The 13,377-nt window shown below is 68.0% G+C and carries 9 protein-coding genes and 2 tRNA genes; 3 read left to right on the forward strand and 8 right to left on the reverse strand.

Annotated features, from left to right (window positions below; all coding sequences use genetic code 11):
* Window position 1: 1 nt before the first annotated feature.
* Window positions 2-1,513, reverse strand: coding sequence for a bifunctional tetrahydrofolate synthase/dihydrofolate synthase (folC, locus tag ACWCRJ_RS34615; protein ID WP_450942987.1), 1,512 nt, complete (start codon window positions 1,511-1,513; stop codon window positions 2-4).
* Window positions 1,514-1,730: 217 nt separating this feature from the next.
* Window positions 1,731-4,361 (reverse strand): valine--tRNA ligase, encoded by a 2,631-nt coding sequence (locus ACWCRJ_RS34620; protein ID WP_450942988.1) that lies wholly within the window; start codon window positions 4,359-4,361, stop codon window positions 1,731-1,733.
* A gap of 137 nt (window positions 4,362-4,498) precedes the next feature.
* Here ACWCRJ_RS34620 and ACWCRJ_RS34625 point away from each other — a divergent pair, with 137 nt between their 5' ends.
* Window positions 4,499-5,446 carry a hypothetical protein gene (locus ACWCRJ_RS34625; protein WP_450942989.1) on the forward strand — a complete coding sequence of 316 codons (948 nt, stop codon included), beginning with the start codon at window positions 4,499-4,501 and terminating at the stop codon, window positions 5,444-5,446.
* A 596-nt stretch (window positions 5,447-6,042) separates the two neighbouring features.
* Here the strand turns inward: ACWCRJ_RS34625 and clpX are convergent.
* The 5 genes from clpX to ACWCRJ_RS34650 all read right to left on the reverse strand — a co-directional run bounded on the left by clpX (window position 6,043) and on the right by ACWCRJ_RS34650 (window position 10,943).
* Window positions 6,043-7,329, reverse strand: coding sequence for an ATP-dependent Clp protease ATP-binding subunit ClpX (gene clpX / locus ACWCRJ_RS34630; RefSeq protein WP_450942990.1), 1,287 nt, complete (start codon window positions 7,327-7,329; stop codon window positions 6,043-6,045).
* Window positions 7,330-7,532: 203 nt separating this feature from the next.
* Entirely contained in the window at window positions 7,533-8,213 is a 681-nt protein-coding gene (locus tag ACWCRJ_RS34635) for an ATP-dependent Clp protease proteolytic subunit (protein ID WP_450942991.1), read from the reverse strand.
* A 143-nt stretch (window positions 8,214-8,356) separates the two neighbouring features.
* Entirely contained in the window at window positions 8,357-8,965 is a 609-nt protein-coding gene (locus ACWCRJ_RS34640) for an ATP-dependent Clp protease proteolytic subunit (RefSeq protein ID WP_037703703.1), read from the reverse strand.
* Window positions 8,966-9,257: 292 nt separating this feature from the next.
* Complete coding sequence (gene tig / locus ACWCRJ_RS34645; protein ID WP_450942992.1) at window positions 9,258-10,667, reverse strand: trigger factor; 1,410 nt, start codon at window positions 10,665-10,667, stop codon at window positions 9,258-9,260.
* A 199-nt stretch (window positions 10,668-10,866) separates the two neighbouring features.
* Window positions 10,867-10,943 (reverse strand) — tRNA-Pro (locus tag ACWCRJ_RS34650).
* A 177-nt stretch (window positions 10,944-11,120) separates the two neighbouring features.
* On the opposite strand from ACWCRJ_RS34650, the gene ACWCRJ_RS34655 reads away from it, so the two are divergent.
* Window positions 11,121-11,194: transfer RNA gene (locus ACWCRJ_RS34655), tRNA-Gly, on the forward strand.
* A gap of 173 nt (window positions 11,195-11,367) precedes the next feature.
* On the opposite strand, the gene ACWCRJ_RS34660 is transcribed toward ACWCRJ_RS34655, so the two are convergent.
* Window positions 11,368-11,562 carry a hypothetical protein gene (locus ACWCRJ_RS34660; protein WP_033526477.1) on the reverse strand — a complete coding sequence of 65 codons (195 nt, stop codon included), beginning with the start codon at window positions 11,560-11,562 and terminating at the stop codon, window positions 11,368-11,370.
* A 576-nt stretch (window positions 11,563-12,138) separates the two neighbouring features.
* Here ACWCRJ_RS34660 and ACWCRJ_RS34665 point away from each other — a divergent pair.
* On the forward strand, window positions 12,139-13,341 hold the full coding sequence (locus ACWCRJ_RS34665; protein WP_450942993.1) for an acyltransferase family protein: 1,203 nt from the start codon (window positions 12,139-12,141) through the stop codon (window positions 13,339-13,341).
* The last annotated feature ends 36 nt before the right edge of the window (window positions 13,342-13,377 follow it).

Consider the following 13,377-nt stretch of genomic DNA (forward strand, 5'->3'; position numbering starts at 1 on the left):
CTCAGCCCTTCCCCAGCAGCAGCCGGGCCTCGCCGACGGTGATGACGGAACCGGTGACGAGGACGCCACCGCCCGCGAACTCGCCCTCCTCCTCGGCGAGCGTGATCGCCGCCTCCAGGGCGTCCGGCAGCCGCGGTTCGACCTGCACCCGCTCCTCCCCGAACACCTCGACCGCGATCCCGGCCAGTTCGTCGGCGTCCATCGCCCGGTGGCTGGTGTTCTGCGTGATCACGACCTCGGCGAAGATCGGCTCGAAGGCCTCCAGGAGACCCCGTACGTCCTTTTCGCCGCTGGCGCCGACCACACCGATGAGCCGGCTGAAGTCGAACGCCTCGCCGACCGCCTCGGCCGTGGCCCGCGCGCCCGCCGGGTTGTGGGCGGCGTCGAGCACGACGGTCGGGGACCGGCGCACGACTTCGAGGCGTCCCGGTGAGGAGACCGACGCGAACGCCTTGCGGACCGTGTCCAGGTCGAGCGGTTCCGGACGCTGCGAGCCGACGCCGAAGAACGCCTCGACGGCGGCGAGCGCCACGGCCGCGTTGTGCGCCTGGTACGGGCCGTGCAGCGGGAGATAGACCTCGGGGTACTCGCCGCCGAGGCCGCGCAGGGTCACCATCTGCCCGCCGACCGCGACCTGCCGCCCGACGACACCGAACTCCAGGCCCTCGCGGGCCACCGTCGCGTCGACCTCCACGGCCTTCTTCAGCATCACCTGCGCCGCGTCCACCGGCTGCTGCGCCAGGATCACGGTCGCGTCCTGCTTGACGATCCCGGCCTTCTCCACGGCGATCTCGGCGGGGGTCGTCCCGAGCCGGTCGGTGTGGTCGAGGTCGATGGGGGTGACGACGGCGACGTCCCCGTCGATGACGTTGGTGGCGTCCCAGGTGCCGCCCATCCCGACCTCGACGACGGCCACGTCCACGGGCGCGTCGGCGAAGGCGGCGTACGCCATGCCGGTCAGCACCTCGAAGAAGGAGAGCCGGTACTCCTGCTGGGAGTCGACCATCTCGATGTACGGCTTGACGTCCTCGTACGTCTCGATGAACCGCTCGGCGGAGATCGGGGCGCCGTCGAGGCTGATGCGCTCGGTGATCGACTGGACGTGCGGGGAGGTGTACCGGCCGGTGCGCAGCTCGAAGGCGCCGAGGAGGGCCTCGATCATGCGGGCGGTGGAGGTCTTGCCGTTGGTGCCGGTGATGTGGATGGAGGGGTACGACCGCTGCGGCTCGCCCAGGACGTCCATCAGCGCGGCGATCCGGGTGACCGAGGGCTCCAGCTTGGTCTCGCCCCAGCGGGTCGCGAGGTCGGTCTCGACCGCGCGCAGTGCCTTGTCGACGGCCGGGTCGGTGGGGCGGGACGGCACGTCGTCGGCCTGCGCCGCGCCGCCCTGGGCACGCAGGGTGCGACTGCCGGCCTCGATCACCGCGAGGTCGGGATCCCTGTCGGTCTCCGCGGCGATGATCTCCTCGAACGGGTCGATCGGGTCGGGCTGCGTGTCACTGCGTTCGCTCACGGGGTCAGTCTACGGGTGGGGCTCCGCCGGGCCTGGGGCGCCTGAGAGCTCGGGGGTGCCCGTTGCGGGGCGGCCGCGGGTGGTGTGTGGCCGGTCGCGCGGTTCCCCGCGCCCCTTGAGGACCGGCAGCTCCCCGTTGCCCCTTCCACCTGCCCACAGCAGGCGAAGGCCCCCGGTGCCCGAGCAGTACCGGGGGCCTTCGCCTGCCTGCGAACGGCTATGCCTGGGGCAGCCGGTCCAGCTGCGCGGCGATGCGGGCGATGTCCTCGTCCGCCTTCGCCAGGCGGCCGCGGATCTTGTCCACCACGTTGTCCGGGGCCTTGGCGAGGAACGCCTCGTTGCCGAGCTTGGCGGTGGCCTGGGCCTTCTCCTTCTCGGCCGCCGCGAGGTCCTTCGCGAGACGCTTGCGCTCGGCGGCGACGTCGATGACGCCGGAGAGGTCGAGCGCGACCTCGGCGCCCGCCACCGGCAGGGTCGCGGTCGCCGAGAAGCCCTCGCCCTCGGGCTGCAGGCGCAGGAGCTGACGGATCGCGGCCTCGTGCGGTGCCAGGGCCGTACCGTCGAGCGTGAGGCGGGCCGGGACGCGCTGACCGGGCTGGAGGCCCTGGTCGGCGCGGAAGCGGCGGACCTCGGTGACGACCTGCTGGACCAGCTCGATCTCGCGCTCGGCGGCGTCGTCGCGGAAGCCACTGTCCTGGGGCCAGTCGGCGATGACCAGGGACTCGCCGCCCGTCAGCGTCGTCCACAGGGTGTCCGTGACGAACGGGACGACCGGGTGGAGGAGACGCAGCGTGACGTCCAGGACCTCGCCCAGGACGCGCTGGCTGACCTCGGCCGCCTCGCCGCCCGCCTGGAACGTCGTCTTGGACAGCTCGACGTACCAGTCGAAGACCTCGTCCCAAGCGAAGTGGAACAGGGCGTCGCTGAGCTTGGCGAACTGGAAGTCCTCGTAGTACGCGTCGACCTGCGCGACCGTCTCGTTGAGACGGGCGAGGATCCAGCGGTCGGTCGCCGAGAGCTTCGACGCCTCCGGGAGCGGGCCCTGGACCGTCGCGCCGTTCATCAGCGCGAAGCGGGTGGCGTTCCAGATCTTGTTGGCGAAGTTGCGGGAGGCCTGGACCCAGTCCTCGCCGATCGGGACGTCGGTGCCCGGGTTGGCGCCGCGCGCCAGGGTGAAGCGGAGCGCGTCGGAGCCGTACTTGTCCATCCAGTCGAGCGGGTCGACGACGTTGCCGAAGGACTTCGACATCTTCTTGCCGCGCTCGTCGCGGACCAGGCCGGTCAGGGCGATGGTCTTGAACGGGACCTCGCCGTCCATGGCGTAGAGGCCGAACATCATCATCCGGGCGACCCAGAAGAAGATGATGTCGTGGCCGGTGAGCAGGACGTCGGTGGAGTAGAACTTCCGCAGGTCCTCGGTCTGTTCGGGCCAGCCGAGCGTGGAGAACGGCCACAGACCGGAGGAGAACCAGGTGTCCAGGACGTCGGTGTCCTGGGTCCAGCCCTCGGCCTCCGTGCCGGGCGGCTGCTCGTCGGGGCCGACGCAGACCGTCTCGCCGTCGGGGCCGTACCAGACCGGGATGCGGTGGCCCCACCACAGCTGGCGCGAGATGCACCAGTCGTACATGTTGTCGACCCAGTCGAAGTAGCGCTTCGACATGTCCTCGGGGTGGATCTTGACCCGGCCGTCGCGGACGGCGTCACCGGCCGCCTTGGCGAGGGGCCCGACCTTGACCCACCACTGCATGGACAGCCGCGGCTCGACCGTGGTCTTGCAGCGCGAGCAGTGGCCGACGGAGTGGGTGTACGGGCGCTTCTCGGCGACGATGCGGCCCTGCGAGCGCAGCGCGCCGACGACGGCCGAGCGGGCCTCGAAGCGGTCCTGGCCGAGGAAGGGGCCGTGGACGGTGATGACACCGTGCTCGTCCATGATCGTCATGGACGGCAGGTCGTGGCGCTGGCCGATCGCGAAGTCGTTCGGGTCGTGGGCGGGGGTCACCTTGACCGCGCCCGTGCCGAACTCGGGGTCGACGTGGGTGTCCGCGACGACCGGGATGCTGCGGTCGGTCAGCGGCAGCTTGATCAGCTTGCCGATGAGGTGCCGGTACCGCTCGTCGTCCGGGTGGACGGCGACCGCGGTGTCGCCGAGCATCGTCTCCGCGCGGGTGGTGGCGACGACGACGGAGTCCTCGCCCTCGCCGTACCGGATGGAGACCAGCTCGCCGGCGTCCTCCTGGTGCTCGACCTCGATGTCGGAGATCGCGGTGAGACAGCGGGGACACCAGTTGATGATGCGCTCGGCGCGGTAGATCAACTCGTCGTCGTAGAGCCGCTTGAAGATGGTCTGGACGGCCTTGGACAGACCTTCGTCCATGGTGAACCGCTCACGGTCCCAGTCGACGCCGTCGCCCAGCCGTCGCATCTGGCCGAGGATCTTGCCGCCGTACTCCTCCTTCCATTGCCAGACGCGCTCGACGAACTCCTCGCGCCCCAAGTCGTGGCGGGACTTGCCCTCTTCGGCGAGCTGCTGCTCGACCTTGTTCTGCGTGGCGATGCCGGCGTGGTCCATGCCGGGGAGCCACAGCGACTCGTACCCCTGCATGCGCTTACGCCGGGTCAGGGCGTCCATGAGGGTGTGCTGGAAGGCGTGCCCGAGGTGCAGGCTGCCGGTGACGTTCGGCGGCGGGATGACGATGGTGTACGCGGGCTTGTCGCTCTTGGCGTCGGCCGCGAAGTAACCACGCTCTACCCAGCGCTCGTACAGCGCCCCCTCTACATCGGCCGGCGCGTACTGGGTCGGCAGATCGGTGGCGGGCGCTGGAGGCTGCTGCTGAGCGTTCTCGGTCACCCGCTCAGTTTAGGGGTGTCACGGGGTGGTCCCGAAACCCGATTCTTCCGTAACGGTGTGGCCCCCGGTGCGTGGGACCCATCGAGTTTGCGCCAGGATGTCAGGAACACATAAGCATCTGGAGGGGAACCCAGAACATGAGCTACAACCAGCCGGGCCCGTACGGCGGGCAGCCCCAGCAGCCCGGACCGTACGGACAGCCGGGCCCCTACGGCCAGCAGCCGCCGCAGGCCGCCCCCCAGCCCGGCTACGGCTACCCCCAGCAGGCGCCGCCGGCGCAGCCGGGTTACGGGTACCCCCAGCAGGCCCCCCAGGGCGTCCCGCCCCAGACCCCGCCCTACGGCCAGCCCCAGGCCCCCTACGGCCAGCAGCCCTACCCGACCGTCCCCCAGCCGCCGGTCCCCTCGGGCGGCGGCAAGAAGGTCGGCATCATCCTGGGCGCGGTCGCCGTGGTGGCGGCGGTGGCGGTGGGCGCGTACTTCGTCCTCGGCGGGAGCGGGGGCGCGGACATCGCGGACGACGGCCCGCACAAGCTGACTACACCGGCGAAGGTGCTCAACGGCGAGTTCAAGAAGTCCAGCAGCGCCGGCAGCGGTGGCTTCAGCGAGGACGACCTCAAGGAAGCCGAAGACCACGGCGTCAAGAACGCCAAGGACGTGAGCGCTGGATATCAGGCCGGGGACGAGAGCAATCCGTTGTCCGCGCAGATGATCAACTTCATGGGCGTGTACGGCGAGATCGACGACCCCGAATCGGTGGTCGACGCCATGTTCTCCGACATGAAGAAAGAAGCGAGCAAGGACTCCTCGGACACCGGTGAACTCGTGGGCAGTCCCGAGGCCTTCACGCCGGAGGCGCTGGACGGCGCGGTCCTCAAGTGCCAGGAGACCAAGTTCGAAGGTGACTCCTCAGCGGGCGGCCCTAGCAAGATGAGCGTGCCGATCTGCATCTGGGGCGACCACAGCACCATCGGCGTGGTGATCTACGCCGACATGGCGTCCGCGATGGCCGGCAAGGGCGCGGATCTGAGCGGCGCAGCCGACAAGGCCGCCAACTTCCGCAAGGACGTGCGCGTCAAGGCGTAGCGCCACTCACGCTCACACGGAGCCTCGGTCGACCGCGACCGGGGCTCCGCTATTGCACCCCAGACGATTGCGTCGGTCGGCGCACCGATATGGCCAGCCCCAGCGGAGCGCCCTCTACCGGAGACGCCCACTTGCTATGCTGCGTTGATCATGACCACGACAATCGAACATGGGGTGTGCTATGCATAAGCGCGTTGCCGGTGTTATGGCGGCCATAGTCGCCGCGTCAGGCATGGTCGGTCTGACAGCATCACCGGCAGAGGCAGCAAGCTGTGAGCACACGGTAGAACAGACCATTCAGGTGCGAACGGGGCCTGGCTCTGAATGGCCGTCGGTCGGAACCCGAGCGAGGGGGAGCCAAGTCTGTATCTATGCCACCGTAACCAACGGCAGCGCCTATACAGCGTGCGGCAACCGCTCAACGGTCTGGGTGCGCATCTCGTCCAATTTTCAGATCCCCGCGAAGTACGTTGTAGCGACCTGCATCCACTAGCAGCCATCAAGAGCGCCTACCCATGACATGACATGGGTAGAGCAGCAAACCAAAAGGGGCGCCCAACTCATCGGGCGCCCCTTCTCGGTACGGTATTGGGCGGCTACGCCGTCTTCTGCTCCCCCGGTCCCCGGCCCCGTGCGTCGCGTGGGATCAGGGTCGGGTTGACGTTCGAGCGGACGACGTCCGCCGTGATGACGACACGGGCGACGTCCTTGCGGGACGGGACCTCGTACATGACCGACATCAGGACTTCCTCCATGATGGCGCGCAGGCCGCGGGCGCCGGTCTGGCGGAGGATGGCCTGGTCGGCGATGGCTTCGAGGGCCTCGCGCTCGAAGTCCAGCTCCACGCCGTCGAGTTCGAAGAGGCGCTGGTACTGCTTCACCAGCGCGTTGCGGGGCTCGATGAGAATCTGGAGCAGCGCCTCGCGGTCCAGGTTGTGGACCGAGGTGATGACGGGCAGACGGCCGATGAACTCCGGGATCATGCCGAACTTGACCAGGTCCTCCGGCATGACGGCCTCGAACTGGTCCTTGGACTCCAGCTCGCGCTTGGAGCGGATCGTCGCGCCGAAGCCGATGCCCTTGGCGCCGGCCCGGGACTCGATGATCTTCTCCAGGCCGGAGAAGGCACCGCCCACGATGAACAGCACGTTCGTCGTGTCGATCTGGATGAACTCCTGGTGGGGGTGCTTACGGCCGCCCTGGGGCGGAACCGACGCCGTGGTGCCCTCCAGGATCTTCAACAGGGCCTGCTGGACGCCCTCGCCCGACACGTCACGCGTGATGGAAGGGTTTTCACTCTTCCTCGCGACCTTGTCGATCTCGTCGATGTAGATGATCCCGGTCTCGGCCTTCTTGACGTCGTAGTCGGCCGCCTGGATGAGCTTCAGCAGGATGTTCTCGACGTCCTCGCCGACGTACCCCGCCTCCGTCAGCGCCGTCGCGTCCGCGATCGCGAACGGGACGTTCAGCATGCGCGCGAGGGTCTGGGCGAGGAGGGTCTTGCCCGAGCCCGTGGGACCCAGCAGGAGGATGTTGGACTTCGCCAACTCGATGGCGTCCTCGCGGCTTTGACCGCCGCCGTTCTCACCGGCCTGGACGCGCTTGTAGTGGTTGTAGACCGCTACGGAGAGCGACTTCTTGGCCGCCTCCTGGCCGACCACGTAGCCCTCGAGGAACTCGTAGATCTCGCGGGGCTTCGGGAGTTCCTCCCAGCGGACCTCGCTGGTCTCCGCGAGTTCTTCCTCGATGATCTCGTTGCAGAGGTCGATGCACTCGTCGCAGATGTACACACCGGGCCCTGCGATGAGCTTCTTGACCTGCTTCTGGCTCTTGCCGCAGAACGAGCACTTGAGCAGATCGCCGCCGTCACCGATGCGTGCCACGGTGTGCTTCCCCTTCGCCTGGGAGTCGACTGGACGATTGGAATCCAGCGGCTCCTGGTGCTGCCTTATGTCGACGGTACCTTGCCGGGCCCCTCGTTCGGGCCCCCCTTGGCACGGTTCACTTTGACGTGCACCTTGTCGTGCACTGGGTCAAACGGTGCCAACCATGCCAAGGGGCGGCAGACGATACATCCTTTTCGCGATCAGCGGACGTTGTCGTTGTTCATCTTCCGCGTGGAGATGATCTGGTCGATCAGGCCGTACGACAGCGCGTCCTCGGCCGTGAGGATCTTGTCGCGCTCGATGTCCTCGCGGATCTTCTCGATCGGCGTGGTGGAGTGCTTGGCCAGCATGTCCTCCAGCTGACCACGCATCCGGAGGATCTCGTTGGCGGCGATCTCCAGGTCGGAGACCTGACCGCGGCCCGTCTCGCTGTACGGCTGGTGGATCAGCACCCGGGCGTTCGGCAGCGCCATGCGCTTGCCCGGCGTACCCGCGGCCAGCAGGATCGCGGCGGCGGAGGCCGCCTGGCCCATGCAGACCGTCTGGATGTCGGGCTTCACGAACTGCATCGTGTCGTAGATCGCGGTGAGCGCCGTGAAGGAGCCGCCGGGGCTGTTGATGTAGACCGAGATGTCCCGGTCGGGGTCCATCGACTCCAGGCACAGCAGCTGCGCCATGACGTCGTTGGCGGAGGCGTCGTCGATCTGCACCCCGAGGAAGATCACCCGCTCCTCGAAGAGCTTCGCGTACGGGTCGTACTCACGGATGCCCTGCGAGGTGCGCTCGACGAAGCGGGGGATGACATAGCGGGACTCGGCGCGGGGGCCGGTGTACTCGGCCTCGGTGCGGGCGTAGATGCCGCTGCCGGGGAAGTCGTTCACGGTGTCTCCTGGAAAGAGGGCTGGGGCGGTGGGCTGGAGGGACTGGGAAGGGCGCTGACGGCCCCGGGGAGGCTCAGGGACGCCCCCGGCGGGCTCCAGGGGCTCCGGGAAGCGCCCTGTGGCCCTGCTGCCGTCTTCGGCTCTCAGGCCGCCCCGGTACCGCCGCCGCCCGGCATACCGGCGGCCGTGGGGATCACGTCGTCGATGAGGCCGTACTCCTTGGCCTCGAAGGCGTCGAACCAGCGGTCACGGTCCGAGTCACGGGTCACCTGCTCGACGCTCTGACCGGTGTGCTGGGAGGTGAGCTCCGCCATACGCTTCTTGGTGTGCAGCAGCCGCTCGGCGTGGATCTTGATGTCCGAGGCCGAACCGGCCAGGCCGGCCGAGGGCTGGTGGATCAGGATCTCGGCGTTCGGCAGCGCGAAGCGCTTGCCGGGAGTGCCCGCGCTGAGCAGGAACTGGCCCATCGAGGCCGCGAGACCCATGGCGATCGTCACGACGTCGTTCTTGATGAACTGCATGGTGTCGTAGATCGCCATGCCGGCCGTGATGGAGCCGCCGGGGCTGTTGATGTAGAGGTAGATGTCCTTGTCGGGGTCCGCGGCAAGGAGTAGCAGCTGTGCGGTGATCTTGTTGGCAATGTCGTCGTCGACCGGCTGGCCGAGGAAGATGATCCGCTCGCCAAGCAGCCGGTTGTAGACCTGGTCGCCGAGGCCACCGCCGATGGAAGGCTCTCCGGCGGCGTAGGGCATCAGATTCGTCACGTATCCACCTGCTCGTCTTACGACGGCGCCGGGCCGTCTTCACGTTTCCCTTCCGGGGGCCGAGCCGTTCACCGACAGCCCAGCCCTCGTCTTCATGGACCCTAACGCGGTGGCTCCGCCGGTGAATCCCGCAAAGGGAACTGTTCGCTGTCAGCGCATGCGCTGAGCTGGGTCGAGCGGGGCCTTGTGGCCCCCGGCCCGCCTTCAGGTAGGCCGACGGGCCCCTGGGTCACGAGTGATCCAGGGGCCCGTCGTCAGGCATTCACCGGCTGCGGGGTGATCAGGCCTCGTTCTTCTCCTCGGCGGAGCCCTCCGCCTCGGCCGCGGCCGGGGTCTCCTCGGCGGACTCGGCGGAGCCCTCCGTGGTCTCCTCGTCCTCGTCGTCGTCCAGGTCGACGATCTCGCCGTTGGTGTCCTTCACGGTGGAGGACTCCACGACCAGGGCCAGGGCCTTGCCCCGGGCGACCTCGCCGACGAGGAGCTGGACCTGGTTGTTCTGGACGACCGCCTGGGCGAACTCGTCCGGGGACATACCGGAGGAGGCGGCGCGGCGCATGAGGTGCTCGGTGAGCTCCTCCTGGTTGACGTTCAGCTTCTCCTTGGCGACCAGCTCGTCGAGGACGAACTGGGTCTTGATGCCCTTGACGGCCGCTTCCTTGGTCTCGGCGTCGAACTCCTCGACCGTCTTGCCCTGGATCTCGAGGTACTTCTCCAGGTCGAGGCCCATCTGGCCGAGCTGGTGGTGCTCCAGGTTGTGCTTGCGGGTGTTGATCTCGTCCTCGAGCAGCTTCTCGGGGACGGGCACCTCGACGATCTCCAGCAGCTTCTCCAGGACACGCTCCTGGGCCTGCGTGGCCTGGTCGTACTGCTTCATGTTCTCCAGGCGCTTGCGGCTGTCCGCCCGCAGCTCCTCGAGGGTGTCGAACTCGGAGGCGAGCTGGGCGAACTCGTCGTCCAGGGCCGGGAGTTCACGGGCGGCGACCTGGGTGACCTTGACGGTGACCTCGGCCTCCTTGCCGGCCGCCGAGCCGCCCTTGAGCTCGGAGGCGAAGGTGGTCTCGCCACCGGCCTCCAGGCCCTTCACGGCGTCGTCGATGCCGTCCAGCAGCTCGCCGGAGCCGATCGTGTAGGAGACGCCCTCGGCGACGCCGTCCTCCAGGATCTCGCCGTCGACCTTGGCCTCCAGGTCGATCGTCACGACGTCGCCGTCCTCGGCGGCACGCTCGACCGGGGAGGTGGAGGCGAAGCGCTCGCGCAGCTGCTCGACCGCCTTCTCGATGTCCTCCTCGGTGACCTCGACGGCGTCGACCTCGACCTCGATGCCGGAGTAGTCCGGGATCTCGATGGCCGGGCGGACGTCCACCTCGGCGGTGAAGTTCAGCGTCTCGCCGTCCTTCAGCTCCGTGATGTCGACCTCGGGCTGGCCCAGGACGTTGAGCTCGGCCTCGTTGACCGCGTCGGTGTAGAACTTCGGAAGCGCGTCGTTGACCGCCTCCTCCAGGACCGCACCGCGGCCGAACCGCTGGTCGATGACGCGGGCCGGGATCTTGCCCTTGCGGAAGCCCTTCACCGTGACCTGCTGGTTGATCTTCTTGTACGCCGCGTCGAGGCTGTCCTTGAGCTCCTCGAAGGGCACCTCGATGCTGAGCCGAACCCGGGTCGGGTTCAGGGTCTCCACGGCGCTCTTCACGGTTCGGTCTCCTTGGGGGCTGACTTCTTGGGGTTCTGCCGATGTCCCCCGCCGGGTACGACGGGGCTTCGGCAAGATTCGCGGCCCTTGAGGGACGTCAGAGTGCAGACACACGGGCGCGCAGCTTGCATAGTAACCGCAGGCGGTACACGCCCCAAAAGGCGATCTTGCCGGTGGCGGGCGCGCCCTGCCGGCACGGTGGTCGGGGTGGCGGGATTTGAACCCACGGCCTTCCGCTCCCAAAGCGGACGCGCTACCAAGCTGCGCCACACCCCGTCTGGTGCGACACGTAGGGTACATGCCCGCAGGGCAGGGGATTGCCGCATTTACCGAGTGCGCGGGCGTGTGCGACGGCGGACGACAGGCGCGGCCCGGAAGGGGTGTGCGACGGTGGCGCCCGACCCGCTACGATGCCTTCAGTGCCGCGGTCGCCCGACCTGCGGCGCGAGCTGTGCGGGCGTAGCTCAATGGTAGAGCCCTAGTCTTCCAAACTAGCTACGCGGGTTCGATTCCCGTCGCCCGCTCCAACGGCCTCCGGCCCGGTTCGAGGGATTCCCTCGGACCGGGCCGGAGGTTTTTTGTCGCCTCGCGGTTCGCCGACAGCCGTCCGCCTTCGCACGGTGCGTGTCCGCCTTCGCACGGTGCGCGCCCGCCCCGCACGGCGCGGGTTCGGTTCGCACGGTGCGTGTTCGGGCGGTCACTAGAACTGGATCGAGTTGATCGTGTCCGCTATCGAGTTCAGGAAGCGTTGGATGTCGTCGGCCATGCCCGTCGAGGCGAGGAAGAAGCCGAAGAGGATGGCGACGACGGCCGGTCCGGCCTTGATCGTCCCTCCCCGCATCAACACTACCAGGATGATCCCCAGCAAGAGCACCACTGACAGCGAAATGGCCACACAGATCACACCCTCGGTCGGTCCGCACCCGGCCCGGGGCGCCGACCCCACGCGCACCCCGCCAGAACCATCGTGCCACCAACGGGGCCGTCATATGCAGCAGGTGAGACAACGTCGGTCACGGCACCGCACGCGCGCCACCTCCGCCTCCGGCCAACGGGAGCGTGCCGGGAGTGAATTCGGGATGATCGTTTCCGTGCACACACAACCCGTACGCAGGTAATTCGAATTGTTGCCACAGACACATCAAGAGGCGGGACCAGGGCGGTAATTAACCGGACATTTCACCGGAGTCGCCTGCGCACGTTATGCACCATTTAGTCGGGATGAATGCGGACAGACCGCCGGATGCCATCCGCCGTACGGTGTACACACGGTGATGCTCTACCCGGTCATGACTTCACGAATCCGGGGTACGCGTGAGGCACACGTGCCCCTCAATACGGGATTCACGTGGGTGGTTTTACGTCATCGCACAGACAACGCTAGGGTGCCTCAGATGTTCACCGCTGCCTCGTCCCCCGCTTGCGCAGCGAGTGCTCGGACCGTCTTCCGGAGTTTCCGGCGGGAGGGTCTGTGACGAACTCGCTGCGACCGCACGGCCGGTCCGGGACGCCGCTCCCGCCGGCACAGTCACCACAGCCGTCCGCCGACGGAGTGCCGAGTCCGCGCTCGCTGAAGTCCTCGTCCCCCCACCCGGCGCCGAGTGGCGTCTCCCCGGAGGCCAGACCGGCCAAACAACGTGACGCGTTCTTCGACAACGCCAAGTACCTCGCCATCGTGCTCGTGGCGATGGGGCACGCGTGGGAGCCGCTCACCGACCACAGCCGCGCCGCCGAGGCGCTGTACATGGTCGTGTACACGTTTCACATGCCGGCGTTCATCATCATCTCCGGCTACTTCTCGCGCAGTTTCGACATGCGCCCCGACCGGCTCCGCCGACTGGTCACCGGCATAGCCGTGCCGTACGTCCTCTTCGAGATCGCCTACTCCTTCTTCAAGCGGTGGGGCGACGACGACCCCTCCCACCCGATCAGTCTGCTCGACCCCTGGTACCTCACCTGGTTCCTGATCGCGCTGTTCGTGTGGCGGCTGACGACGCCGCTGTGGAAGGTCGTGCGCTGGCCGGTCCCGGTGGCGCTCGCCATCGCGGCCCTCGCCTCCGTCTCCCCCGACATCGGGGACGACCTGGACCTGCAACGCGTTCTGCAGTTCCTGCCGTTCTTCGTCGTCGGTCTCTTCATGAAGCCCGCGCACTTCCAGTTCATGCGGCGCCGTGAGGTGCGGATCCTGTCCCTGCCGGTGGCCGGGAGCGCGCTGGCCATGGCGTACTGGCTGGGCCCGGACATGAACTCGGCCTGGTTCTACCACCGTGACAGCGCGCAGGAGCTGGGTGCGCCGTGGTGGGCCGGGATCGTCATGACCTTCGCGCTGTTCGGCTGCTCCATGGTGCTCACCACCTGCTTCTTCGCCTGGGTGCCCCGGCGCAAGATGTGGTTCACCGTCCTGGGCGCGGGCACGCTGTACGGCTACCTGCTGCACGGGTTCCTCGCGAAGGGCTCGCGCTTCTGGGACTGGTACGACGCCAACGCGTGGGTGTACCAGCCGCTCGGCGAGCTGTTCGCCACCTTCTTCGCGGCGGCCGTCATCACCGTGCTGTGCACCCCGCCGGTGCAGCGGATGTTCCGGTTCGCCATGGAGCCGAAGATGGAGTGGGCGTTCAAGCGGGACGCCACCGAGCTGGCCCGTGAGCGTGGGAAGGCCGGCGCCAGGTCGTAGGCACCCGGGTTCCCTCCGGCCCCGGCGCCGGGTTTC

The sequence above is a fragment of the Streptomyces sp. NPDC002324 genome, assembly GCF_053593335.1.

Bases quoted from the DNA above. Each gene is read 5' to 3' on its own strand.
- ACWCRJ_RS34625 (WP_450942989.1), top strand. From the start codon at position 4,499: ATGAGCTACAACCAGCCGGGCCCGTACGGCGGGCAGCCCCAGCAGCCC.
- ACWCRJ_RS34640 (WP_037703703.1), bottom strand. From the start codon at position 8,965: ATGCCCTACGCCGCCGGAGAGCCTTCCATCGGCGGTGGCCTCGGCGAC.